This window comes from Pleionea sp. CnH1-48 (assembly GCF_024124665.1).
Classification (GTDB): domain Bacteria; phylum Pseudomonadota; class Gammaproteobacteria; order Enterobacterales; family Kangiellaceae; genus JAMXSB01.
Window position 1 is genome coordinate 100,818 of the sequence record NZ_JAMXSB010000004.1, and the last position, 25,441, is coordinate 126,258.

The following is a 25,441-nucleotide window of genomic DNA, read 5'->3' on the forward strand; positions in this document are numbered from 1 at the left end:
AAGTCCTTTTTAGTCAGGCCGGGCATTGCCCGGCTTTGTTTTTTTCAGCCATTTGCCAGTTCTTCAATCATCTCTTCTTTTAGTTCCGCATAATCATGTTCGTCGATGCTCATATAACTCAAAATGTGAGGCTTGATGCGTTCCCATTCTACACTCTCTGAGTATTCTCCTGAGCCTTTCGCAGTGTCTTTAATATCATGGGATACTTTCATAATAGCAATGAGCGCCAAGGTCTCACTGGCAACGTCGTTGTTCTCGATCAATTCGTCAAAGTAGAGATAACCATAGTATACCGCTTCGCACAGGTACTCTGGTAAAAACCAACGTTTGAGCAGGCGATAGCCTACATCCACATGAGAAAACTTATACCGGTCGCGCTCGATTTTATTGACAGGATAAACGTCGGTGGCCTCCATCTCTTTCATGGTGTCTTTGTAGTCATCAAAGGCTTGCATCATGAGTGGAATGCCACAGTTCTGAAAGAGGCCTAGTGTGTAGGCGTCATCTCTATCTACACCGCCACCCATTTTGCCTGATAAGGCGCTGGCGAGTGTTGCGATATCTGCTGCATCATCCCAGAACTTATCGAGGTTGAGGTTGCCGCCAATACTACTCTTCATGGAAACCATGGTGACGATACGTTCAACACGCTTTACGCCGAGAAGATTGACCGCCTGTTGAATATTGGTGATTTTGTTAGAGAGATAAAAACCGGGAGAATTAATAACTTGCAGTACGGCAGCTGACAGGCCAACATCTTCGCCGATGGCTTTAGCGATGTTAGCGATATTAGGGTACTCTTCCTTGGTCTCTTTGGCTATTTGCTCAAGCGTCTGAGGCCGTGGTGGAATCTGGACATTTTCAAATGCGTCTTCAGCAACGGGTGTCGGACTAGTCATATTTTTTTATACTCGATTATCAGTTGGCTAAGTAAAGAGTAGTCAGTGATAGATGCACTAGAAAAGTATAGACCTTATTTGCGATAACCTTGCCAATAGTGCCGAAAATTTAGCGTGATTACTTGGCAAAGATCATGGATTCATCGGCAAAGTACTTAAACTCAAGGCCATTGCCAGCGGGGTCCGTCACAAAAAAAGTCGCCTGCTCACCTGGCTGTCCTTCGAAGCGAATGTGAGGAGCGATGATAAAATCTACCTCGTGTTGTTCTAGCCGCTCGCGCATCTGGCACCATTGCTCTTTTGTTAACAGTAAACCAAAGTGACGTTTGGGTACCTGATGCCCGTCGACCAGATTGGTTTCTTCCTGTTGAGGTTCACGGCTTAAGTGAGCCACTATCTGATGGCCAAAAAAGTTAAAGTCTATCCATTGGTCACTGCTTCGACCAAGGGCGCAGCCGAGAATGTGATGATAAAAATGTCGCGCTTGAGAGAGATTATCGACAGGAAAAGCAAGGTGGAAGCGTGGTCTCATGATAGGGAATTGAATAACAAAACAATGAGACCAGCATAACCTAAGTGGCGATCGTCTGCCTAGGGTCACTTGCTCTTTAGCCTTAATAAAGTTACTCAACCAGAGAGCAAGTGAAAAGGGGGTTATGGGAGCTCAATCATCAGCGGTTAACTCATCAATGGCATCTTCCTTAAGCTCTGCATAATCATGTTCATCGAGATTCATATAATCAAGAACCTTTGGGCGTATACGTTCCCATTCTTCGTTAAACCGGCGGTTCAAGGAGTTATGGAGTTCGCTACTGATATCCTGTGACAACCTTAAAATAGCTAATAAAGACAGAGTCGAGCTGTCGATGCGACTGTTTTCGATGAGTTCATCAAAATGATGGTAGTTAAAGTAGACGGCATCACAAAGATACTCTGGCAAAAACCAACGCTGAAGCAATCGATAGCCAACATCGGCGTGGGAAAATTTATATCGGTTTCGTTCTACTTCAGTAATAGGGTAGGCGTTGGTTTTTTCCATCTCGGCAAGCGTTTCTTCGTAGTTTTCAAATGCCTGCATCATGAGAGGGATGCCACAGTTTTGGAATAATCCGAAAGTGTAAGTGTCATCCTGATCCACGCTGTGCAGCTGATTAGAAATATGGCTGCCTAATGTGGCAATTTCGGTCGCGTTATCCCAGAACTGATCAAGATTCAGATTGCCACTGATGGCACACTTCATGGCTACAACGGTGACAACACGTTCTACGCGTTTAACACCGAGTAAGTTCACAGCTTGTTGAATATTGGTGATCGTGTTTGGCAAGTAATAACCTGGAGAGTTGATTACTTGCAAAACCGCGGCCGATAAGCCGACATCTTCACCAATTGCTTTGCCAATAACGGCAATCGAAGGATACTCTTTTTTGGTTTCGTTTCCGATTAACTCCAATGTTTTTGGTCGAGGGGGAATATGCACCCGGTTTATTTCGTCGTCTGTGACAGGAACGGCATTAGTCATCTTCGCTTAACCTACTTGTTAACTGTGAAATATCAAAGCTAATGCTTATCGATATGCCTAAAAAGCAGTAGCTAATGTCGAGGGGGTCTACTTAGCGTAGATGACAAGAGATAACTACAACATCTAAAAACAAGGGAACAGTTAGACAGATTGGTTATTATTTATAAACGCAAATTTTAATCAATTGGACGATTTGTACTTTTATTCTATTGAGCTTTTGGTATTTTCTGCTACCACACAGGTTTGGTGAAAGGAGTGAACAAGTGAAAGCCTATATTGCGTTACTCATGATTGGCTGTTCTATTTTTAGCGCTGGGGTGATAGCTAGCGAACCGGAATCAAAGCGTATTAAGCAGGCTGCTCTGGATTATATCGAGTCTCAACATCAGGTAGATAAAAAACGCATGGCCCGAGCCCTGCATCCAGAAATGAAAAAGCGTACCTGGTGGATCGATAAGAATCAGTCTGACGTTGTTATGGAAACTTCTTATGACACCATGCTTAAGGTGGCGCAGACTTATAATGCCGATGGTCGCCAATTTCCAGAACAACCCAGTAAAAAAGTAGAGATATTAGACTGGGATCATCGTGTTGCCAGTGTCAAGCTCACTGCAGACGACTGGATTGACTATATGCACTTAGTGAAAGTCAACGGAGAATGGAAAGTGATCAATGTCTTATGGCAATATAAGGACCACAAACGCCATAAATCTCGTTAATTAATACTTATGGCTTAATATAAAATGAAATCAAGGTAGTTATGATGTATCTAGCAAAATTTATTGGGATATTTTTAATCGGTTTTTCTATCTCTTCTTGTTCGTCTGTTCAACCCACTCAGCCTGCCTTAGCGAAGGACGAAGTAGCGAAGGATAAGGTTGCTAAGAATAAGGTCGCGAAGGATAAAGTAGTCAAAGATAAATACGAAACCTATATCTCAGCAGGGCAAGCAATGCCATTGTCGGCAGTGACAGACATTGAAGGGAAAGAAATCCAACTGGACACCATTGGAGAGAAAAAGCTCGTGGTTTTATTTGCAACCTGGTGTTCTGATTCTCAAAGAGCTATGAAAGCACTTAATCAATCGGAGTTTCTCAGCCAAGAAGGTTTAACCATCGTTGCCATTGGTCGTGAGCAGAAAGTGGAAGAGATTAAAAAATGGCAAGATGAGCAGAAGATCCGCTTTTCTCTGGCAGCTGATCCAGACCGTAGCATCTACTCGCAATTTGCTGCTGCAGGTATTCCGCGATTGATTATGGTGGATGAGAACAATCGCATCCATAAAATGGTATTAGCCGAAGATCAAACACCTCTGGATCACATTTCCTGGAAGTAATCTTCTATACCTGTCATCTTCTTCTTGAGTAATAGGAGATATTACTCAAGAAGAATTCTCCTCTCTGCATACCATCTATTAGACCTTCGGGTCGCCTCTCAAAGTCTCTCCTTATCCTAAAGTTTAAGAAAAACAGTAGTTTACGGTTTGTTTTTAAGCTTATGTCGGTATTCTACGAAAAGCTGTCGGTTTTCTACTATCTCTTATTGAAGATTCGCAGTATCAATATTCTCCATGGCGATTCTAAGGGTTCAGAGAAGTAGAGGGGTAGGCGGGTGCTGTATTCGTCAATGACCGTGGGCGCTCAGAATGACCATTAAATAAAACAATAATCAGTCGTTAAATGGGAGAGATAATTAATGAAATTATCGAAAGTCGCGTTAGCAACAGGTGTTGCACTGGGCATGGGAATAACCAGTGTAGCTGCCGAATCAGAATCACGTTATATCGTTACCTATAAAGATAAAACCAATAATGGTCGAGCGGCCATGCAATCACACGGTGGACGCTCAGCATTGCGCTTAAATCGTATGAATGCCGAAGCGGTTTACATGACCGAAACCAATGCCAATCGTTTAAAGTCTAATCCGCACATTAAGCAGGTTGAACGCGATCAGAAGCGCTACGCCCTGGCGGTTTATAACGATGATATTGGCAATCCAATGACCGAACAGCTGACACCTTATGCCGTTTATCAGTCGCAGGCTAACCAGGTGCCTTTTAATGCAGGCGCAGGCATGAAAGTGTGTGTCATCGACTCTGGATTGGATAATTCAAACCCTGACTTTAACTGGGCCAATATTACTGGAGATAATGACTCAGGTACGGGCAACTGGTTTGAGCATGGTGGACCTCACGGAACTCATGTTGCTGGTACCGTAGGTGCCGCTGATAACAATGTGGGCGTAGTAGGTATGGCTCCTGGCGTAAGCATGCATATTATCAAAGTCTTTAATGCGTCTGGTTGGGGATACTCATCCGACTTAGCTCATGCGGCCGATCTTTGTACGCAAGCGGGTGCCAACATTATTACGATGAGCCTGGGTGGCGGTGGTTCTAATTCAACAGAGTCGGGAGCGTTTCAGGCGTTTACGGATGCCGGAGGCTTAGTTTTAGCAGCAGCAGGAAACGATGGTAATTCAGTACGTTCTTATCCGGCTGGCTACACCTCCGTCATGATGGTTGGCGCAAATGACGCCGATAATAATATTGCTGACTTTTCGCAATACCCCAGCTGTAAAAGTGGTCGAGGCAGAAATGCTTCAACGGATGAGCGTATCTGCGTTGAAGTGACCGCAGGAGGGGTAGACACTTTATCAACTTACCCTGCTGGCATGGCAACCTCAGCATCGACGGTAGCAGACAATACCAACTACGCGTCATCAGCTATGGAAAACACAGGTGCTGCGTCGGGCAATACCTTCTTTATGGGTACTGCCGAAGCGACCGATTCAAACGCGCAGGGTAAAGTGTGCGTAATTGATCGAGGCAATATTTCTTTCCATGACAAGGTTGCTAATTGCGAAAACTCGGGTGGTGTTGGTGCCATCATCATTAACAACGAACCTGGCATGCTGTATGGAACGCTTGGTGATACTAACTCAACTTCTATTCCTGCGGTGGGTGCAGCGCAAGAAGATCGAAGTGCGTTGGTGGCTGCAAACAATGCCAGCGTAACAGTCTCCGCGAGTGATTACGGTTACATGAGTGGAACCTCTATGGCGACGCCAGCAGTGGCAGGTATTGCCGCTTTAGTTTGGTCAAATCATCCTTCTTGCAACGGTACTCATATCCGTAATGCACTCAAAGCATCTGCGGAAGATCAAGGGCAGTCGGGTCACGATGTTTACTTTGGTCACGGCATTGTAAAAGCAGCCGATGCGCATGCCTATCTGCAAGCTAATGGATGTACTGATACGCCTCCTGAGCCTGAGCCAGAGCCTTGTAAAGGCGGCCCTAAAAAGTGTGGGTAAATTGAAGTCTAAGTAAGTCGCGTTACTTGGTGGAGTGAAAACCCGTATGCAGGATGTATGCGGGTTTTCTTTTTTAAGATACAAAACATTTTCAGGTGATTTATTTTTTAGGAAATCGCTTATAAGGTTTTCAATACTAAGGATAATCATCTCTTTCTTTGATTTAAATATTTTTAATATGCACCAATATGCAGCAAATCTATCGAAATTTGCCATAATAAGATCATTCCGATATGTAAGCGGTTTGACAATCCTGTAAGAACTTGATTTACTGCTATGCACAAAAATAATGACTGGCACAACAAAAACAAAGATGAACCAGCCCCAAAAAAACAGCGTTCTGATTGTCGATGATGAACCAGCAATTCGATTAAACTTGGCGATCTTTTTGCAAGACGAATCGTTTAACGTGGTCGTTGCAGAAAGTGCAGAAGAAGGGTTTTCTGTATTGGAACAAACGCCAGCTTCTGTCGGTATTGTTGATCTGCGTCTGCCTGGCCTTGATGGTCATCAATTCATTATTAAAGCTCACCAAAAATATCCTGATATGAAGTTTATTATTCATACGGGCTCCCATGAATTTCAGTTGACTGACGAACTGAAAGCTATCGGATTAACAGCAAATAATATTTGGTTAAAACCAGTCCTCCAGATGGACAAACTGGTTGATGCCATCAGTAACATTCAAATGTCTGAGAGAAGCCAATGAGCGATCTACTACTTGAAGGTTTAACCCTCATGCTGATTGGCATGGGAACTGTATTTGTGTTCTTAGCGTTATTGGTGGTTACCTTAACTTTAACTTCCAATTTAATTCTTAAGTTTTGGCCAGAAGCAGAAGCCACCGATTCTCACGACACGGCAGCATCTGATAACGGAGAGGTGATTGCTGCAATCACCGCGGCCATTCATCAACATCGAAACCGATAGTTTGCATTCAGTAGAGGAAATGATATGAACAAGAAATTGTTAATTACCGACGTTGTATTAAGAGATGCCCATCAATCTCTTTTTGCTACCCGTATGCGTATTGACGATATGTTACCCATTGCTGAAAAGCTCGATAAGATTGGTTTCTGGTCGATTGAGAGCTGGGGGGGCGCAACCTTTGATTCTTGCATTCGTTTTTTGGGTGAAGATCCGTGGGAGCGCATTCGTTTGTTGAAACAGGCGATGCCTAATACGCCTCAACAAATGTTATTTCGCGCGCAGAATATTTTAGGATATCGCCATTATGCTGACGATGTCGTAAAAGCTTTTGTTGAACGTTGTGCGGTTAATGGTGTAGACGTCTTTCGAATTTTCGATGCGATGAACGATGTTCGTAATTTAGAAACGGCCATCAAAGCAACAGTTGAAACCGGCAAACATGCACAGGGCACTTTATCTTATACAGTCAGTCCTGTTCATACTCTGGATATGTGGCTTAACATGGCTAAGCAATTAGAAGACATGGGTGCCCACTCGATCTGTATCAAAGACATGGCAGGATTGTTAAAACCTTATGTTGCCGAAAAATTGGTTAAAGGGTTAAAAGAAACCGTTAAGATCCCAATTGCTTTACACTGCCATGCGACCACTGGTTTTAGTACATCAACTATTATGAAAGCCGCCGAAGCGGGCATTGATATGGTGGACACCAGCATATCCTCCATGAGTATGACCTATGGTCATTCGCCAACAGAAACCGTCGTTTCTATTTTTGAAGATACCGAACGTGATTCTGGATTGGACGTCGCTGCATTAGAAGATATTGCCGCTTACTTCCGTGAAGTTCGTAAGAAATACACGAAATGGGAAGGCAGCCTGAAAGGTGTCGACTCTCGTATTATCAGTTCGCAAGTGCCCGGCGGAATGCTCACTAATATGGAAAACCAATTACGCGAGCAAGGTGCCGAAGACAAATTTGATGATGTACTCGCTGAGATCCCTAAAGTACGCCAAGATTTGGGATACATTCCACTGGTAACGCCCACGTCACAAATTGTTGGTACTCAGGCGGTACTTAATGTACTCACTGGTGAGCGCTATAAAAGCATTAGTAAAGAAACCTCTGGGCTACTAAAAGGTGAGTACGGTGCTACGCCTGCAGAAGTGAATGCCGAATTGCAACAACGAGTGCTAGAAGGCAAAGAACCTGTAACTTGTCGTCCTGCCGATCTGCTTGAGCCTGAGATGGATAAGTTAACGGCTGAACTCGAAGGCCTGGCAAAAGAAAAAGGCATTAAGCTGGAAGGTGAGTTGGTCGACAACGTTCTTATTTATGCCTTGTTCCCGCAAATCGGTTTGAAGTTTTTAGAAAACCGACGTAACCCTGATGCGTTCGAACCTGTTCCTGGCAAAGAACCCGCAGCTCCTGCACCAGCGCCAGCAGCCGCACCTGCTGCGAGTGGCGGCCCAGAAACCTACGATGTCAAAGTCAACGGAACTACCTATTCTGTCGAAGTCGCTCCTTCTGGCGCGTTACAGTCAGTAACGCCAGTGAGTTCGTCTGCGCCAGCTCCAGCTCCTGCTGCGGCTTCTAGCGGCGAAGCAATCAATGCGCCTCTGGCAGGTAATATCTTTAAAGTTCTGGTTAAGCCTGGTGACAGCGTGGCCGAAGGGCAAACCGTTATCGTACTCGAAGCCATGAAGATGGAAACCGAAGTTAAAGCATCTGCGGCAGGGGTAGTCAGCGACATTCTGGTTGCCGAAGGCGATGCAGTAAAAGTCGGCGCACCTTTGTTGCGTCTTTAAACAACCTGACTTCTCGATAACAACAGGAAGAATGGATGGACGGTTTTATTAAACTTTGGCAAGACACCGGGCTCGCCAATTTTACTTGGGGACAAGCAGCGATGATCGCTGTTTGTCTTGGATTACTGTATTTAGCCATTGTCAGGAACTTTGAGCCACTGTTACTGGTGACCATTGGTTTTGGTGGCATCATGGCCAACATTCCTGGCGCTAACTTATCACTGGATGCCGTAGAGGCTGCCATTCAGGGCGGCAATCTCGATGTTTTACGCGCTTTAGCGGCAGCCTTAAACTCAGAGATTATCAGTCAGGATGCTCTGAAGTATGCTTATCATTCCGCCAACGAAGGCGATCATCTTGCGGCGATGCATGTGGCCAAAGATGCCGGATATGCTAATGGCATGCTCTATAACTTTTATTCCGTGGCTATTGCCAGTGGAACAGCGCCTCTGATCATTTTTATGGGTGTTGGTGCTATGACAGACTTCGGCGCTTTGATTGCTAATCCACGCACTCTGTTTTTAGGCGCTGCGGCTCAATTTGGCATATTTGCCACCTTGCTTGGAGCCCTGGCTTTAAATGGCTTACCTGGCTTTGAGTTCAGTTTGCAGGATGCCTCTGCTATCGCCATTATCGGTGGCGCAGATGGTCCCACTGCGATCTTTCTGGCTTCTAAGTTAGCGCCCGATTTATTGGGCGCTATTGCGGTAGCTGCGTACTCTTATATGGCATTGGTTCCAATTATCCAACCGCCCATTATGAAAGCGCTGACCTCTGAAGCCGAGCGTCAGATAAAGATGGAGCAATTACGCCACGTTTCGCAGAAAGAAAAAATCATTTTTCCGCTGCTGGTGTTAGGGTTGTGCGCGTTATTCTTGCCGTCGGCTGCACCCCTTATCGGTATGTTCTGTTTTGGTAACTTGATGAAAGAGTGTGGGGTGGTTGAGCGCCTCAGTAATACAACACAAAACTCTTTGATTAACATAGTCACTATCTTTTTAGGACTGAGCGTAGGGTCAAAGTTATCGGCTGAGCAATTCTTAAGTCTACAAACACTGGGTATTCTTGCTCTGGGTGCTGTAGCCTTTAGCATCGGCACTGCCAGTGGCGTTATGATGGCCAAAATCATGGGGGCTATCAGTAAATCGCCCATCAACCCATTGATTGGTGCTGCGGGCGTGTCTGCAGTTCCTATGGCTGCTCGAGTGGTTAACAAAGTCGGTTTGCAGGCTAATCCTCATAACTTTTTATTAATGCATGCGATGGGTCCTAACGTCGCAGGTGTTATTGGCTCTGCCGTTGCTGCGGGTATCCTACTCGCGCTGGTTGGATAAGCCGATAACAACTATACTCATCAGTGATGCGCCGTTTAGGCCTTACTGATGAGTAGGGAACTTCCTTTCCTACCATTATTCATCTCTATTACTAATAACTGTTATTAGGGAAATGAGTATGGCACCCAGAATAATTGACGATCCTCTTTATCAATTGCTCCGTCATGAGCAAATAGAAGAATTTAACGAACAGCGTAAAGACCTCAACAGTCTGGATTTTTCTAACTGCGATTTTCGTGGGCTTGATCTACGTGATATGAACGCTGACGGTGTTGATTTCTCTGGCGCTTATTTTCGCGGTGCTGATCTGCGCGGAATTAACTTTCGCCATACTCGCTTGCAAGGCGCTAGTATGGCAGCAGCACAAATTTCTGGCTGTTATTTTCCTGACGATGTATCAGCCGCAGAAATCGAGCTTTCCGTCACTCGTGGTACGCGATTAAGGACTGATCGATAAAAGGTTTCGGCTTGGGCTTCTTTGTTATCACCAATAGAAGTGTTTTCTGAATGCTTTAAACCAAGGAAGCTAGATAAAGAGAACTGGATAAACAACACAACCATATTTTGGGGCGCATCTTAGGTTAAAAATCTACTCGATGCCGAAAGGCTCGCTCAATGTATAAATCCCCAATCCATAAAATCCTTTATAAGCAAATGTATGACGCGGGTGACCAAGGCTTCTGTCTTTTTTACTGACTCTAACGCGGCTGACTTAGAGTATGCTGCGGCTACTGGCCCGAGTGATTAAACCTCTGAACAAAATCACTGGATAAAAAAAGACTCAAGCAACTTTATGGATGCTTGAGTCTGATTTTATAAGAAGGGGATGCAGGCTGAATAAACATTGTAAAACGTTTATTCAGCTGATTGTATCGTTACATACCGATCTTTTCTCTCAGGTAAAGGTTGTTAAACACTTTACCACCACCAACGGTTATTTTGGTTGCAAACTTTTTGGCAGTCGCTTTTGACGCTTCTCTTGCTGGCGCTGTGGATACTGCTGACCAGCCTCCCGCTCCGCCATCGACTGCGCCTAAAGCAGCACCCATTCCCGCCGACATGGCTGCACCATCTCCGCTCCATTCTCCGGTTCTCATTCCATGATCCGTGTAGCTCACTGTCGCGCCACCACCAGCATTAGCTAAACCGTTTAACGCCATGCTAACGCCTTTGCTGGCAACATATTTGGTGGTGAGAGCTGAGGTGCCACCCGCTATGAAGCCTGTTGCAAAACCCACTCCGGTAGAAATACCATAGTGATCCCAACGGAAGTCATCGTAGTTAGAAATGGTGTACACAAGTCCATTGACACCCGCAGATATTAACCCGTTGCCTAAAGGCGCTGCGAGACCAAATGAGCTGGCATACACCACACCACCGAGAGCCGTTAAGCTCACCGATATAACGGCGGCTGCTATCTGACGCCCATTTTCTTCGCGGAACGTTTTTACACCACCCACGTAATCATCGGAGGTGACACCACGTTCTTTCATAGATTGGTGTGAAAGAGGGTGATCTTCATTACCTGTGCTGGCTAGGGCATGCATGCCTTCTATAATGGCTCCGCCAATCTCGTCAACAACTTCCCAAAAGTGTCCTGTTGGATCGTTATACATGATTGGGCTGTTGTTGACATAACTGTAGCGGTTAAGCGATTGAGAAATCGCGCCGCCAACAGGGACGACTGTGTCGGCAGAAATAAAACGCCCTAGTGACGGATTATAGTAGCGGGCGTTGTAATACATAAGATCATCGCCATCATCAATCTGTCCTGTATAGGTTCGTTTAAACAAATCATTATCGTGCTGCCATGAACTGACTTGCTCACCGAAAGGAGTATAGTGGAACTCGGAAGTATTAAATCCGTGACTATTGGTGCTGACATGCAAGGAACCTAAGTGATTCGTATGTAAGTAACTTAAGGTTTGGCTGGTACGCTGAGCAATGCGTTCACCGTTCAGGTAGTAGTATTTTCTAACGCTACTTGAACCATTAATTAGCGATTGCTCGATTTCGTAATGATTGCCGATATAAAGCGTTTGTATGTTTTTATTATGGTCGACTTTCTTGTAACGCAACTCTCCATCATAAAAAGCTTCGATGTGCGTTGCACCGTCTCGTTTTATGGCTTTTAGACGATTAAAGCTGTCCCATTCATAAGTTGGATCACTCAGTTGCTCACCACCAAAAGCTTGCGTGTTGCCTCCGCTATTACCACTGAAGCGGACTTTAGATGTCATGTTACCGACGTTGTCATAAGCGTAGTGATAACGTCCATCGGATTTCGCTCGATGAGTGCCAGCAAAGTACTCGTAGTTATAGCCATCTTTTTCCAGTAGGTTGCCATTATGACCGTAACGATAGGTTTTGTTACCGTACAAGGAACTATTGGCACGAGTTAATCGCTTCATTCGATCATATTCGAAGGATTCATTATTAAAACTGCTGGTTCCGTCGGTTATCGAAGCGATCAGAGAGTTCTGGTTATAATCGTAGTTAAGATCTTGATAAGTTCTGGAACCTTTCGACGTCAAGCGACGATTTAAGGCGAAGGGTGCGTTACCAGCACTATCTCCTGCAGCTCCGTAATAAGAGTTAACGGTGTTAACGCCATTACCAAAAGTTTGCTGGGTTACCTTATCGAATACATTGTACTGAACATTACTCACATAGTTATTGGCACCGCTGACGCCAGTCACTTTATCAAACGACAAGGTTTGCGTGACCACTTCACCATCTGGGTAAGTGGTGCTTGTTAACATGCCTGCTTTGTTGTAGCTATAGAAAGTGTCGTAACTAACACCGTCAATCACTTTGCGCTCGGCTTTTAAATTTCCGGCAGCATCAATAAAATGAATAGCAGAGTAGCCGTCACCACCCGGAGCTACGTATTTTTTTATAGCTCGGGTAACGGTGATGCTGGTATCGATGCCTATAGGTAAGTTTAATGTTTCACCACTGATCGATTTAAGCTGGCTTCCGGCACCTTGAGCTAACGAATAGTAACTGTATAAAACCGTATCTTGACCATTAGTGATGCCCCCCTGACCATTATCGGGGCCTTTTTTGGTGACACGGTTTTGTGCATCGTATTCGTAACGAATCACAACGCCATTGGCATCGGTTGTGGATGTTAACAGGTTGCGACTGTTGTAGGTGTTTTGCGTGAGTCCTGCATCGGGATCGTCAAATGATACTTTGCGACCGAGATGATCATAATCGATGGCTGTTTTGCTGCCATCAGTATGTGCTATTTGATTCAGCTCACCGGTTAAGGTGTCGTAAGTAAAGAGCGTAGTGATGGATTCGAACGAGTTACCATAGTACTCTATTTTACGAAATGTCTTGCGAGATTCCTGCTGGCTCATGGAGTCCGTTTCCCAGCTACTGGTCTCTTTATTGTAAGACTCTTTATGGGTCAGCTCACCCCATTGGACATTTCGTTTTTTGTTACCGGCCGTGTCGGTGAATATGGTGACAGTACTGCCAGGTCCGTTTGGTGGGACATCACTATCAGTATGACCTGCGCGTAACAGAGTTCTATTCGATTGTTTACGATAAGGCGAGTGGGCTGGATTGTTTGGGTAACCAGAGACATCGCCCTGAATCCATTCAGATTGGTAACTCGTCAATGAGCGTGTTGCTAAAGAAGCACCTTCTTGTTGTGCTGGCCATCTAAATAAAGTGACGTAAGACTGTGAGCCATTCACAGTGGTCAGTTTCTGTTCTTTAATTGCTTGTCCCAGGCCGTCATACATTACCCAGTTATCAAGATACTGGCCATTGTTAATCAGGGTTCGTTTTTTGACATAAGAAGGAGAGACATTGTCGTGGTAGTAATAAATTTGTTCAGAAACTTTGGTCGCATTTTTGTCTTTAACCTGTTCTTTATGAATACGGCCAAATACGTCGTATTCAAAATGAGTACTGGTGTTATTTGCGTTGGTTTGAGAGGCGACTCTCATGTAGTCGTCATATTGGTAGCTAATGCTATCTTCAAGGCTACGAGTTTCTGTTTCAACAAAGGAGGGGATAGCTGAGTTGTAAGTAAAGTCGGTTTTTATGCCGTTAGCGTCAGTAATGCTGGCAGGCTTCCCGTGTGAATTGTAAACAATGCTTCTTTCTCTGCTACTTGGAATACTCCAGTCAGCTCCATTGTAAATGTCTGAGGTTGTTAGTCGACCAAAAGCATCATAATTGTATTGACGAAGAGTGCTGGACGCGACCCAGTTATTATTGTTGGAATCATAAGAGCGTCCCAGTTTCCATTCGGTTTTCTTTAATCCAATGAGCCATTTACTGAGATCATTGTGATAAGTAAACGTCGTTGTAATGGTTTCATCGGAATCAAAGACAGTTGTGTAGTTGCTAGATAAATCACCATAGTCAACGATGGTTCTTGGGTTACCATAATCATCATAGTTGCTGTAGGTTATTTTACTGTAGCTATAGCTATCGCTTAAAAAGTTAGGTGATGCAAATTTCATCGACTTAACAGCCGATAGCAATACATATTTGGATCCATCTTCGGATGGTTTTTGAGGGTTGCTTTTTAGCAGATATTCGTAAGTCGATTGCGACAATAAAATGCCGTTAACTTTCACTTTCTTGGTGATTGGAACCGTCTTGGTATGCTGGGTTCCATAGTGCGTCTCGATAACTTTTCCTAAGGGATCGGTAACACTGACTTTTTGGAAGGACTTAAAGTTGTCATTTTCGTCTTTCAATATTTGGTTATCGTAGGTGTATAAAGTATCCCATCGTTGACCAAAACCGTTGTCTCGAGTACTGCTGGATAATACAAACTTCTTCTTTTGTTCGTTGACTTCCCAAGTAAACTCTTGAACTCCGCCATGATGATTGGTGATTCGACTTAACAGTACAGGGATGTAAAGATACTGAGAGGCATTTACCGCATTATAAGTGTCCAGATCATCAATTGCCTGATAGTCGTAGTGAGTGGTCATAGAAAATGGAGCACTGCCAGTACCTTTATCTTTAATTGAAGTGACAACATATCGAGAAAGTAAGGCCGTTGATGCTTGACTTTGCCCCTCAAACTGAGGAATTATCTTTCCATACTGAATACCCCATTCTCGATTTTTGACTAATGCACCGGATGTATTTTTAATGTGGTGGGTAACTTTTGAAAGATAGTATTCGTCATAAAAAAATAAAGCATCTGTATCTAAAGTGAAATAACTCACACCTAATAATTCGGCAGAACGTTTAGCGATATGTCCGCGGATAGTTTGTTCAAATAGAGGATTACTTCCATCTGAAATTTCATACTCGAGCTCTAACTTCTCTGTTTCGATATTGCCAAAATAGCTGGTTACTGTTGATAGTGTTGCAGGAGCAAACCCTTCGTCTGATTGACTATCGAATAACTGCTGAGAGTTATCAATGTAGGAATAGGTGGTCTTGTTAATTCCGGCGGCATCTTCAGTCGAAGTAATATACCAGGCCTGAATATATCTGTTAGTAGTAAACGTTGGCCAATCCTTGCCAGTTGGAATGTACATAGGGTATGAATAGTCAACGGCTTTCCAGGTGCCTCGCGTGCTCAAGCCGCCGTTTCCGTATATAGCTTTGCTGCCATCGGCTTCAATAACTTCCCAGCTGTCGTTCATAAACCCACGAGTGTGAGTGATCTTACGAGAAGATTCGACAGAAGTGACGTAACGAACAACGTCAGTACAACCAAAGAATCCGCAATTGATTTGTTGTGAATCGATCTCTATCAGCTTTTGTCCGTTTAAAGCGTAGTATTCTTCGGTGACGGATGGCGCTGCTAACGCTTGAGTCAAGTCATAACGAATGTGACGAGTAATCTTTCCGAAGCCCGTATTGACGCCCCAATTATGATCGGTGTTCATCAGGGTGAGCTTGCTCATCGGATAGCTATAAACCATGTCACCGCTGTTAGGGTGATGTTGAAAATTCAGATCTTTTTGAGCATGTGCCGTCATGATAGACAAAGCACATAAACTGGTAAGAACCTGTAAAAGTAAGCGCATCAAAACATATCTCCATCTAGTTTAACGTTGCGTCTGTTAGTATTTATAAAGTCATGCGTTGCAATATTAGAAACCAAACAGTAAGTTACAGGGGGATAACTTTTATTCATCTAAATCATGATTTTAATGTGTGATTATATCTTAAAAATCAATGAGTTAGATAGCTGCTAGGTATGGCGCGCGATTATAGTTAAGGCGCTGTGTTATTGCAATGAGTAATAAGTTTGGACTCATAATCAAACGATTTAGAAAAAGCTCTTGATGTTGATTGCATTTTGCGGCGGATTATGTGAGCGATGCGATAGCAATAAGATTCTGGCCTTAAACTTGCTTGGACAGCTCAAACTAACATTGTTTTAAAAAAGAGCCACACATTGAATTCTACGATTGCAATTGAGACGGCCACCGATGATGCCGTTACTTTAGCGGCACTTAAGCACATTTTGACTGAGTGTATTGAGGATGGGGCATCCGTAGGTTTCTTGATGCCAGTATCACAACAAAAGCTGGATGCTTTTTGGCGGCAGGTCTTTGAACAGGCTGCACTCGATCATTGCACTATTTGGGTGGCCAGAGACACGACAACACGCACCATTTTGGGAAGCATACAGCTGCATTATCAGTTGCCAGAAAACCAGCCTCATCGTGCAGAGATTGCTAAGCTTTTGGTGTGCCCCTCGGCGCGTTGTCGAGGAGTAGGGGCTGCATTGTTAAAAACAGCAGAAATCGAAGCGAAAAAACGGGGTAAATTATTATTGGTACTTGATACGGTGACTGATAGTAATGCGGCTCGTTTGTATACACGCCAAGGTTGGATAAAGAGTGGAGATATTCCTGATTACGCCTTCTGGCCAGATGGGCGTCCTTGCAGTACGACATTTTTCTATCGACGGCTTTAAGTCGTCGCTACACCTTGTAGACCACAGCAAAGCCACAAAGAAAATTGTCTATACTTAAGCTATTAAGCTGCAAGACAGGTAGTTGCGAGGCGCTGTGGTCACGACTTTGAGCATAAGAATAAATAGCAACATTAAGCCGCTAACAAAGACACTCACTGGGGGGCATGATGGGAAAGCCTAATCTGCATGCCATTCAGTATCGATTTAATCGACGTTCGTTGATGATACTACTTATCATTATGGTGGGAGTCGGAGCTTTGTTCACCTGGTTGCTGGTTCATTTTCTTGATCGTGAAGCAAAGTCACATCTTTTAACTCAAGCATCCATGATTGCCCACGCTATTGACTCGAAAAAGATAAAAAGCTTGTCAGCCACTTCAAGAGATTTAAATAGCCCGGCATACCAATCTATCAAACAGCAACTTAGGCGTGTTCGTTTGTCTCATGAGCCTATTCGGTTTCTCTATCTTATGGGGCAAAATAAGGATGCTGAGATTTTTTTCTATCTAGATTCTCAGCCTTCGTCATCTCCAGATTATGTTTCTCCTGGGTTTATCTACACCGAAGTCTCAGACGATTATCGCGCTGTGTTTAGAACTCAAAAGGGAGCGGTTGTGGGGCCTGTTTCTGATCGCTGGGGAGTGGTTATGACAGCCCTGGTTCCAATTTTGGATACCAAAGATCAGCGACTGATTGCCTTGCTTGGAATGGATGTTCAAGTCAGTGACTGGTATATCGTAATCTTACTAAAAAGCCTTTTACCGATCATCATGATGTTGTCGTTGATGTGTGTGTTTTATCTCTGGTTTATTTTGACAATAAAAAATAAACGCTTGAAAGAGGCAATGAGTGTTGATTCTCTCACCAAACTCTATAGCCGAAGGTGGATACTGGAGCAAGCGCAGATAGAGTTTGATCGTTGTGGCAGAACCTATGGCACACTCTCTGCGATCATCGTTGATATTGACGACTTTAAACAGGTCAATGACAATTATGGACATCAGGCTGGGGACTTTGTGCTTAAAATGGTGTCAACGCGTATTAAGCTCTCTTTGAGAAAAACGGATTTTGCTGGACGGTTAGGAGGCGAAGAGTTTGTTATTCTGTTGCCAGACACACCGATTGAGAATGCTGTCTATGTTGCCGAAAAACATTGCAAAGCCATTAGTGAGTTGTCTCTTCACAGCAGTTTGTGTCGTGGTTTAAATAAAGTCACAGCGAGCTTTGGCGTAGCTTCAACAGAATGTGGTCCTGAAGATCTTAAAGAGCTGCTCAGACAAGCCGACAGTGCGTTGTATGAATCTAAACATCAGGGCAAAAATAGAGTGTCGAGCTATCAGGTCGACCAGCCGACAAGTAGCCAGCCAGAATGGAAGCGGGCATAGTAAGAAGGGAGGCGTTGAAGGTTTTGCCACAACACAGGTCCTCAACGAAAGATCAATCGTCTTTAATCAAATAAAGAGTAATTTTGACCGGGCGCAATGATAGGGCCTGCATTATCTTGCTCAGGACTATCGTCGTTGACAATAGTGAAAGAGTCTCCTGCTACAATATCAGGGCTTTTGCTGTCTACAGGAGTGATTAATAAATCGAAACGGATTTTTGTTTCTAATGCTGTGGACCAATAGTGAGTATCGTTAAAGCTGGCATCCAGCCAGGGTGTTATTTCGTCCTGTGTCAGCATGAGTGGAAAAGACTTGTCATGAATGCTACGAAAACGATCATGGGGAGGCAAAGTAATAATACTGCAACTGTAGTGAATGCCTTCTGCCGTTGGATAACGATGATACAAACCACCAAACGCAATGGAGCCATTAACAGGCGCTATACGATAACGATGTTGGTTCCATTCATAAAAGCACTGCGCAGGAATAATACATCGTTGGGTGGCAAAATCTTGTTGACGACTGCTGTAGAGTTTATCTTTGCGTGTGTTAAATGAACGGTAACGTTTGTCATAAGTATATCCATCCTCTGTTAAAGTTTGAAATAGCCACCAGTTTGCAGGCTTCATGGCTATTTGATCATTTTCGCTGAGTATGATGTTTAAGCGACCATTAGGACGGATATCGAGAGGTGTTGGGTTTTGCTGAACCCTTAGTGGGTCAATGCGCATCCCATACATCTTCATGAGTTGTTGCAAAAAAGGATTCTCAAGATTTTGACTGAGTGAACCGCACATAGAAAAAAACATTACCGATGTTAGATAGGGATACTTTACCTTTTATTTCTGTAAAATAAAACCGACGAAAGTCGGAGACCGAGCTTTCGTCGTAAGGGGAGCGAGAGAAAATCGTGTTTAGTGTTTGGCTCCTGCAATAATATGAAGGATTCCTGAGCCAGTTAACATCAACTCATCAATTCCGTCGTTATTGATATCACTAATGCCTAATGCATCGACACCTAAAAACTGATTGGCAGTTGTTCCGGTAAAAGTTTTTAGCACTGTAAAATCTTTGCCGGAATACAGATAGCCTTTACCTGCATTGCTACCACCGGTATAGGTGTAAGCGGCAATAAAGAGATCGTTATGGCCATCGTGATTAACATCGCCTACACCACGAGCGGGGCCAAAACCATCCCCGGTGTTTTCGCTATCAAAAATATGCAGTCGCTTACCGGTGGCACCAGAAAACAAAAAGCCGCGTCCGCTACCGTTAACTGTTTCGGTTTGAGCGTTGTAGTCACCCACGTAAGCGTCGTCGATGCCATCACCGTTCACATCACCGACACCGAAACCATGAAATAAACCAAAGGTTCCTGCGGTTACACCGGCACCATCGGTTACCAATCCTGGCTCTCCTTTAGGTTTTAGCTTGCGTAAAATATGTCCGTTGTGGCCTGATAAAATAAACGCACGACCTTGTTCGTTATCGCCAACACCACGGGCACCGACAACCACATCTGGAACGCCATCGTTGTTAACATCACCAATGGCGCCTGTCGCTGTACCCAACTGATCACCAGCGGCTTTACCTTTGCGCTTCCAGAGTAGTTTGCCGTCTTTGCCCGAATAAGCGTAGACTTTTCCTCGACTGGCTTTTTTGTTGCCAGCGTAACGAGCACCAACTATCACATCGCCAAAACCATCATTGTTAAGATCGCCTGCGCCAGTGACGGACGAACCAAAAAATTCTCCGGCTTTAAACCATTGATGTAACACGGCATGAGTTGCACCCGAAAACACCATCACGCTAGAAAAAGAACCAACGATATAATCTGTAGTGCCGTCTCCATCAACGTCACCAGCGCCTTTGGCACTGTAACCCCAAACAGGGACACCGGGGCTGGTCACGCTGTTTAGTATTGAGCCATCAGCACCAGAATAGACATAAATTTTTCCCGCAGGAAAGGGCACATTGGTTGAAAAGAAAGGCGCGGTCACAATAAAGTCACCAGCGCCATCACCGTTGATATCACCCAGATCTTCGGCAACCCAACCAAAGCCATCGGTTGCCTGTTCTCCGGTGAGCGTCATCAGCACGGTGACATCGGGTTCTTCGAATAGAGGGGCGTTGCTGAGTGCCTGTTTTGCGGGCGTCGGACTGGGGGCGAAACCTTTGGGTATCAAATCGTATCGGTAATGTTCATTATTAGCAGGCTTTACCTCGGCACAAGCAGTTGTGCAGGCAATGCAAGAGGTGAGGACTAAACTTATTGTTTTTTTCATAGACTTCTCCTTGAGTGGGTCGATATAGGAAGAGCTTATGAAAGCTAGAAAGTTGCCACTATGAAAATCTTGCTCATTTTTATTGGCAACTCGATAAGGGATGTTGAGTCTGGATGAGAAGGCTTAAGCTATTTGTTTTTGTTGGCGCCACAGGGCTGGCGTCATACCAAAAGCCTTACGAAATGATTGTGTAAAGTGACTGTGATCAGAAAAACCAACATCGGCAGCAATGGTAGAGAAGTCCACCTGGCTTTCTGCGACCTGGGTGAGTGCATCGCGTAAGCGCAACTGAACAAGGCTCTGGTGAATGGAATCGCCTTGCGTTGCTTTGTAGACACGACATAAATGATAGGGGCTACTGTTGACCATCTGGGCTAGTTGCTCTAATGACAAACTTTGACGATATTCGGTTGCCAAAATTTCTCTGGCATTGTTAACGAGCGTGGCGTGGCGTCGTTGTGTGCTGGGTTTGCTGCGTTGGCCAGGAAGTTGCCAGTCGCGGTAAGCGCTTTGCATGATTTGATAAAACAGATGAATAATAGACTCTTCGATAAACAAAGGATCTGGTGTCGGTGTTTGTTGTAAATAAAGTACCAGTTGCCTGAATTGGGCGTAAGCCTGAGAAGAGCTGGCGCAATAGCGAAAGCGAAACAACTGTGCTTGCTCTTCGGCAACACTATCTCCTAATGCCCTTAGCGTGTCAGTAACAAGAGTGGGGCTAAAAGCAATCCAATCGCAGCGGTCACCATAGTGAGAGAGGGGAAAGCGCTCATACTCCTGATTCTTATTGTATACGGTGACAATATTGGCATCGGCCACAATGGTGTCTTTGCAATGAGCATGTCTTATTTTTACTGCTGTGCGGGGGAAAGCCAGCAAATAACCGTCTTTTATTGGACCTGTATTACGAAAATCTGGCCAGGTTACAGGGCAATCAAACATGCCTATATTAAAGTGCTGCCCTTCGTACAGTAAATGATTCAATTGATGGGTCATCAGCAGATTGCAGAGAGAGTGTCTTCCGTTCATTGAGTCTACCATAGTTTCAAGGCAGGTTAGCCACCGGAAATGTTGATTTTTTAATGACAAATACTGATTGAAACAGACGTTTGATTATTGATCAATATGCAAGATTAATAAGAAATAGTTTAATAAAATCAACAGGTAAGATTTACTTTGGAGTTTCCTGGGACTCCCTCGCTTTGCATTCTATGTGCTTTTTATCGGAAAGGAATTAATTTGAGTATATCAGTATGTTTATAGGTTAAGTAAGTGCAAATTTTTCGATGTATTATGAGTGGGTTGTGGGATAAATTCTCATTTTTACAATAGCTTACAGGGAATTGTTTTGAAAAATGGAGAAATAAGGAAAATCATAAAATTTTAAAAGAAAATGAAACTTTTTTGTTTCTCCTGTCACTGAATAAGTAAGTCAAGTAACACAATAGGAGTATTTGGTGATGAATAATCAACCTCAATGGCTAGAGGAGTTTGATGCCGAGCTGGAACTGAGTGAGTCAGGAGAGTGCATTTTTAATCATGATTCCGAGTTTGATGTTTGCTTGAGTACTGACAATGAAACTCTACTTGGCGCCATTGTTATCCGCAGTCTTGACGATAAGGACAGCAACCGATTAAAGGCGCTTCACTGGAATTACGATGAAGCGCCAATGCACATGAGCCTCGGCTGCGACGCCATGTCCGAGTTGTTGATGTTAAGACTCATGATCAATGTAGAAGTGACTCGGCCAGAATATGTTGCAGGTGTTATCGAAGAATACCTTGCGACGGCAAGAGAGCTACGCGAAGAGTTGGGCACTATGAATCCTTTCACGCTTAGTCTGGATGAACCCGAAGCCGAAGAAGAATTACTCCCTGCCGCTTTTAACCCTCTGTTAGCGGTTTAATTGATACAGGAGAAAAATTATGCAAGTTAATGAACCAGGAAAAACTACCCAAAGAACAGGTCAGCCGCCACAAGAGCTGCGTCAGCGTCGTGGCAACAGCGTTAATCAACAACGAGGCTCAACAAGCAGTCGCGTTCGAACTCCGAACATCCATCGAAGCCAGCAGCGTCGAGGGATCGGAAGCATCAATTTTTGTAACTCTCAGGTTAAGAAAGAGAAGTTAATTAAAACGGTTCAGAAGGATCTCAATCATCTTAAGGGGTTTCACAAAGTGGGGCTCAAGTTATTAAATGACCCCAATGTCAAACTGACAAAGCAGGAAGTAATCTATCTAAAAAATCTGGAGCAGAAGATTCAAAAAATTGAACAGGCACTACAGCGAGGTGTGAAGGAGTTAAGTCTTGTTCAACTCACATTGACGATCAATCGAGAGATGGAAGCTTTTGTAAAAAACATTGTACTTAATCATGATGTTGATGTTCTTTCGAACATGACAGAGAAAGGTTTGATAACGCGATTAAACTTTGTTCTCGAGCCCATGTTGGTACAGGCTTCTCGACAGTTAAAAATAAACTACCACAACCCATGCCTGTCGCAGTTAAAAAGCCAACATGAGCAGGATTTTGATTGTACTCAAAGTTTATTTAATGCCAATTTAGATTTTGCTTTACCCTATTCTCAAGAAGCTAACAGTCTGGCATTAACTCATTGGCAAAATGAATATGCCAGTACGGCATTAAACAGCTTATCCTCTGGTTTATCGAAGTTAGGCATTACGATGGATAAAAATCTGTCTCTTAAAGCAATGTCGACACAGCTTAACCAGCATCTCGGCGAATTGTTTCATGCTGCTCCAGGTGAAGACGGAATGTTGGATTTTACGCCCAACTCAAAAGCACTGGATAACTGCACCATTGTAGATTTGGCTGTCACTGTCGAAAAGAAGCTTAACAGTCTGAAAGACAACAAAGATGCTCAGTTTGCTTTTAAGGTCTTATTAGCTGGTAGTAAAGAAAATCCTTATATCGATGTGACTTTGAATGATGAAACGGGCAAGTACGAAGTTTCTATGTCTGCCAAAGCACGCAAGGACTTTTCGTTTATCAACCAGCAAATCAAAAAGTTTGAAGCGCAACAAGAACAACTTGTTGAAAAAATGATGTCTCAGCGTCAAGAGCATAAGCAAAAGATCGAAACACAACAGATTTTAAAAGCGCTTGGTAGCGTGGTTGGCAGTGACTATGTTGATACCAGTGGCTGGGATGCGTTTCGCAGTTACGCAGAACACTTAGGTTTTCAAGGTGAGCAGGCCGTTCAGCTTTTCTCTGAGTACGTATCTGTGTTAGGTAATTATGCCTATGACTCTAGCCCTCAGATGATGAAGAGCTTTATTGATGCCTCCGCCTATGCTACGAAAACCGTTGCCTCTAGCTTCGGCAAAGTCGTTGGAACCATTGCCGAAAAAACGACACAGAAAACGGTTGAGCATGGCGTTAATTTAATGCTCGGGGATTTCAATGCCATTATCGGTAAAGGCAACATGAAAGCCTTGTCTCAATTGTCCCAAAAGACAGGGGAGAACGTGTATGCTCTAGCTTATGCTTTGTCTCATTATGCTCATGTTACACAACAGTCGATCAGTCAGGCTTGCCCTGAGTTTATTAATAGTTTGGCCAACACAGCTTCAGAGAATGTTTCTAGTATTAGTCAAAGGGTGGTAGATAGCGATACCGTACAAGTATCCAAAATGGCATTTGACGAAATACTAGATAGTGCGAAGTCTTTGACTAAGAAAGTGTTGCTTGTTCAAAAAGTAGCACGAGGATTAAACCACCTGACCGGTGGCCGAGTACCACGCTGGTTAGGGCAACTCGCATCCCATACTGGTAAGTCAGTTTCTAGCAATGTCATAAATTCGGTTAAGCAAACTTATAATGAGATGACATATCAGTCACTCAAAGATCTGGGGCAGGATACGCTCGATGGTATAGAAGATAACTTGATCGATTCTAATCGCTTTCAGGATGCACAAGATGAAGCGAATCAAGTGTGGGGAGACTTATTTAAGGTTCGAGTGAATGGCAGAGATAGAATCCGAGTAAGGCCTTCTAGTGCAGCAAGAAAAATGACACCGCATCAGCTGATTAATAAAATGAACGCTAAACTCGATCACTTTAGAAAAGTAGGTAACAACGCTGGAATTATCGCACTCTTTAAAGCCTGCGAACAGTTGGACTTTGTTGACATCAAAGGGGGAACCTGGTTTGGCAAAGGAAAGATTGTTCATAAAAGTGTGCAAGGTATTTCTAGTAAACCACCGCTTCAAATGCTTAATGATGTTAATGGCAATACTCCGATGAGCAAGTTTACATCTTTTCCAAAAGATATGATTTGCGAGTATAAGATGCTTGATGTTAAGAAGCTGGTAGATTCAACCTTGAATACCATGTTTGAGAATATAGTCGATGACCTACAAAATGGCTTTCATCCATTCCGCTCAAGCACCACAGAGGAGTATTATCAACTAGCGGCGAAAAAGCTTGTCTACTTCCAGAGCGAGTGCGCGATGGTTAAGTCGGTTAAAGAAATGGATAAGCTGTTAGGACAACTATATAACGATCTGGACGAGCTAGGACAGGCTTGTAATATAAAATCAAAGAGCAATCCTTTGTTGCCCATGATTCAAAAGTTAAGCTCGAAAGTTCGTAACACCTAGGTGTAACTGTGTGGCTTCAGGATGATAGGCTCTCTATTGCTTGAAGCCAGTTCTCTACATTTCTATGGCTAATCTCGTCATATTGAAGATTCTCATTACTTTTATGTTTGGCCAGAGAAGTTTGCTTATCAAGATAAGCCTTAATGAAGGCTTGTTAGTGTATACCTCATTTGCACAGTGCCACGCTTAGGGTTACACCGTTCGCAATGGTCAAAGCGAAGAGGTTGTTTGGGGGCTTTAGCTTTTCGTTAGGTACTCTTAGAGGCGTCTGTATGACCTTCTGAGCGACTTTTTCTTGAAATAGGGAGTATTGAATAACGCAGCTTATAGTGGCTTAGATCGACCAGAATGTTACTTTTACACCATTTAAAATGGGCCAGCCACTTTAGCCAAAAATTTGACAACTCAAAATAAGATTGTTGATATGTTTAG

19 protein-coding genes are annotated in these 25,441 nt (G+C 43.8%); 12 read left to right on the forward strand and 7 right to left on the reverse strand.

Going from position 1 to position 25,441, the window contains the following annotated elements; genetic code table 11:
• Window positions 1-44 precede the first annotated feature (44 nt).
• From NH399_RS07765 to NH399_RS07775, 3 genes are all read right to left on the reverse strand, one after another.
• The gene (locus tag NH399_RS07765; protein WP_253038436.1) at window positions 45-899 is read right to left on the reverse strand and encodes an HDOD domain-containing protein; all 855 of its coding nucleotides are present in this window, start codon (window positions 897-899) and stop codon (window positions 45-47) included.
• 118 nt (window positions 900-1,017) lie between these two features.
• Window positions 1,018-1,431 carry a VOC family protein gene (locus NH399_RS07770; protein WP_253038447.1) on the reverse strand — a complete coding sequence of 138 codons (414 nt, stop codon included), beginning with the start codon at window positions 1,429-1,431 and terminating at the stop codon, window positions 1,018-1,020.
• 132 nt (window positions 1,432-1,563) lie between these two features.
• Window positions 1,564-2,418 carry an HDOD domain-containing protein gene (locus NH399_RS07775; protein ID WP_253038449.1) on the reverse strand — a complete coding sequence of 285 codons (855 nt, stop codon included), beginning with the start codon at window positions 2,416-2,418 and terminating at the stop codon, window positions 1,564-1,566.
• A gap of 263 nt (window positions 2,419-2,681) precedes the next feature.
• Here NH399_RS07775 and NH399_RS07780 point away from each other — a divergent pair, with 263 nt between their 5' ends.
• The 8 genes from NH399_RS07780 to NH399_RS07815 all read left to right on the forward strand — a co-directional run bounded on the left by NH399_RS07780 (window position 2,682) and on the right by NH399_RS07815 (window position 10,254).
• Window positions 2,682-3,137: a nuclear transport factor 2 family protein gene (locus NH399_RS07780; RefSeq protein ID WP_253038451.1), complete on the forward strand. Its 456-nt coding sequence runs from the start codon at window positions 2,682-2,684 to the stop codon at window positions 3,135-3,137.
• Window positions 3,138-3,178: 41 nt separating this feature from the next.
• Window positions 3,179-3,754, forward strand: a complete 576-nt coding sequence (locus NH399_RS07785; RefSeq protein ID WP_253038453.1) for a TlpA disulfide reductase family protein — start codon at window positions 3,179-3,181, stop codon at window positions 3,752-3,754.
• A 359-nt stretch (window positions 3,755-4,113) separates the two neighbouring features.
• On the forward strand, window positions 4,114-5,727 hold the full coding sequence (locus tag NH399_RS07790; protein WP_253038455.1) for a S8 family serine peptidase: 1,614 nt from the start codon (window positions 4,114-4,116) through the stop codon (window positions 5,725-5,727).
• A gap of 313 nt (window positions 5,728-6,040) precedes the next feature.
• Window positions 6,041-6,436 (forward strand): response regulator, encoded by a 396-nt coding sequence (locus NH399_RS07795; protein WP_253038457.1) that lies wholly within the window; start codon window positions 6,041-6,043, stop codon window positions 6,434-6,436.
• Window positions 6,433-6,657 carry an OadG family protein gene (locus NH399_RS07800; RefSeq protein WP_253038459.1) on the forward strand — a complete coding sequence of 75 codons (225 nt, stop codon included), beginning with the start codon at window positions 6,433-6,435 and terminating at the stop codon, window positions 6,655-6,657. Before NH399_RS07795 ends, NH399_RS07800 begins: the two co-directional genes overlap by 4 nt.
• A 24-nt stretch (window positions 6,658-6,681) precedes the next feature.
• Entirely contained in the window at window positions 6,682-8,463 is a 1,782-nt protein-coding gene (gene oadA, locus NH399_RS07805) for a sodium-extruding oxaloacetate decarboxylase subunit alpha (protein ID WP_253038460.1), read from the forward strand.
• A gap of 35 nt (window positions 8,464-8,498) precedes the next feature.
• Window positions 8,499-9,797 carry a sodium ion-translocating decarboxylase subunit beta gene (locus tag NH399_RS07810; protein WP_253038461.1) on the forward strand — a complete coding sequence of 433 codons (1,299 nt, stop codon included), beginning with the start codon at window positions 8,499-8,501 and terminating at the stop codon, window positions 9,795-9,797.
• A 118-nt stretch (window positions 9,798-9,915) separates the two neighbouring features.
• The gene (locus NH399_RS07815) at window positions 9,916-10,254 is read left to right on the forward strand and encodes a pentapeptide repeat-containing protein (RefSeq protein WP_253038463.1); all 339 of its coding nucleotides are present in this window, start codon (window positions 9,916-9,918) and stop codon (window positions 10,252-10,254) included.
• A gap of 418 nt (window positions 10,255-10,672) precedes the next feature.
• Here NH399_RS07815 and NH399_RS07820 read toward each other — a convergent pair whose 3' ends face one another.
• Entirely contained in the window at window positions 10,673-15,817 is a 5,145-nt protein-coding gene (locus tag NH399_RS07820) for an RHS repeat domain-containing protein (RefSeq protein WP_253038465.1), read from the reverse strand.
• 374 nt (window positions 15,818-16,191) lie between these two features.
• Here NH399_RS07820 and NH399_RS07825 point away from each other — a divergent pair, with 374 nt between their 5' ends.
• Together NH399_RS07825 and NH399_RS07830 are read left to right on the forward strand one after the other, a co-directional pair.
• A complete protein-coding gene (locus NH399_RS07825; RefSeq protein WP_253038467.1) occupies window positions 16,192-16,716 on the forward strand; it encodes a GNAT family N-acetyltransferase in 525 nt (174 codons plus the stop codon).
• A 164-nt stretch (window positions 16,717-16,880) separates the two neighbouring features.
• Window positions 16,881-18,101, forward strand: a complete 1,221-nt coding sequence (locus NH399_RS07830; protein WP_253038469.1) for a GGDEF domain-containing protein — start codon at window positions 16,881-16,883, stop codon at window positions 18,099-18,101.
• A 62-nt stretch (window positions 18,102-18,163) separates the two neighbouring features.
• Here NH399_RS07830 and NH399_RS07835 read toward each other — a convergent pair whose 3' ends face one another.
• From NH399_RS07835 to NH399_RS07845, 3 genes are all read right to left on the reverse strand, one after another.
• Window positions 18,164-18,910 carry an SOS response-associated peptidase family protein gene (locus NH399_RS07835; RefSeq protein ID WP_371876066.1) on the reverse strand — a complete coding sequence of 249 codons (747 nt, stop codon included), beginning with the start codon at window positions 18,908-18,910 and terminating at the stop codon, window positions 18,164-18,166.
• Between the two features lie 105 nt (window positions 18,911-19,015).
• Entirely contained in the window at window positions 19,016-20,386 is a 1,371-nt protein-coding gene (locus NH399_RS07840; RefSeq protein WP_253038471.1) for an FG-GAP-like repeat-containing protein, read from the reverse strand.
• 123 nt (window positions 20,387-20,509) lie between these two features.
• Window positions 20,510-21,415 carry an AraC family transcriptional regulator gene (locus NH399_RS07845; RefSeq protein WP_253038473.1) on the reverse strand — a complete coding sequence of 302 codons (906 nt, stop codon included), beginning with the start codon at window positions 21,413-21,415 and terminating at the stop codon, window positions 20,510-20,512.
• A 431-nt stretch (window positions 21,416-21,846) separates the two neighbouring features.
• On the opposite strand from NH399_RS07845, the gene NH399_RS07850 reads away from it, so the two are divergent.
• Complete coding sequence (locus tag NH399_RS07850; RefSeq protein ID WP_253038476.1) at window positions 21,847-22,293, forward strand: CesT family type III secretion system chaperone; 447 nt, start codon at window positions 21,847-21,849, stop codon at window positions 22,291-22,293.
• 19 nt (window positions 22,294-22,312) lie between these two features.
• Window positions 22,313-25,009, forward strand: a complete 2,697-nt coding sequence (locus NH399_RS07855) for a hypothetical protein (protein ID WP_253038477.1) — start codon at window positions 22,313-22,315, stop codon at window positions 25,007-25,009.
• Window positions 25,010-25,441: the final 432 nt, after the last annotated feature.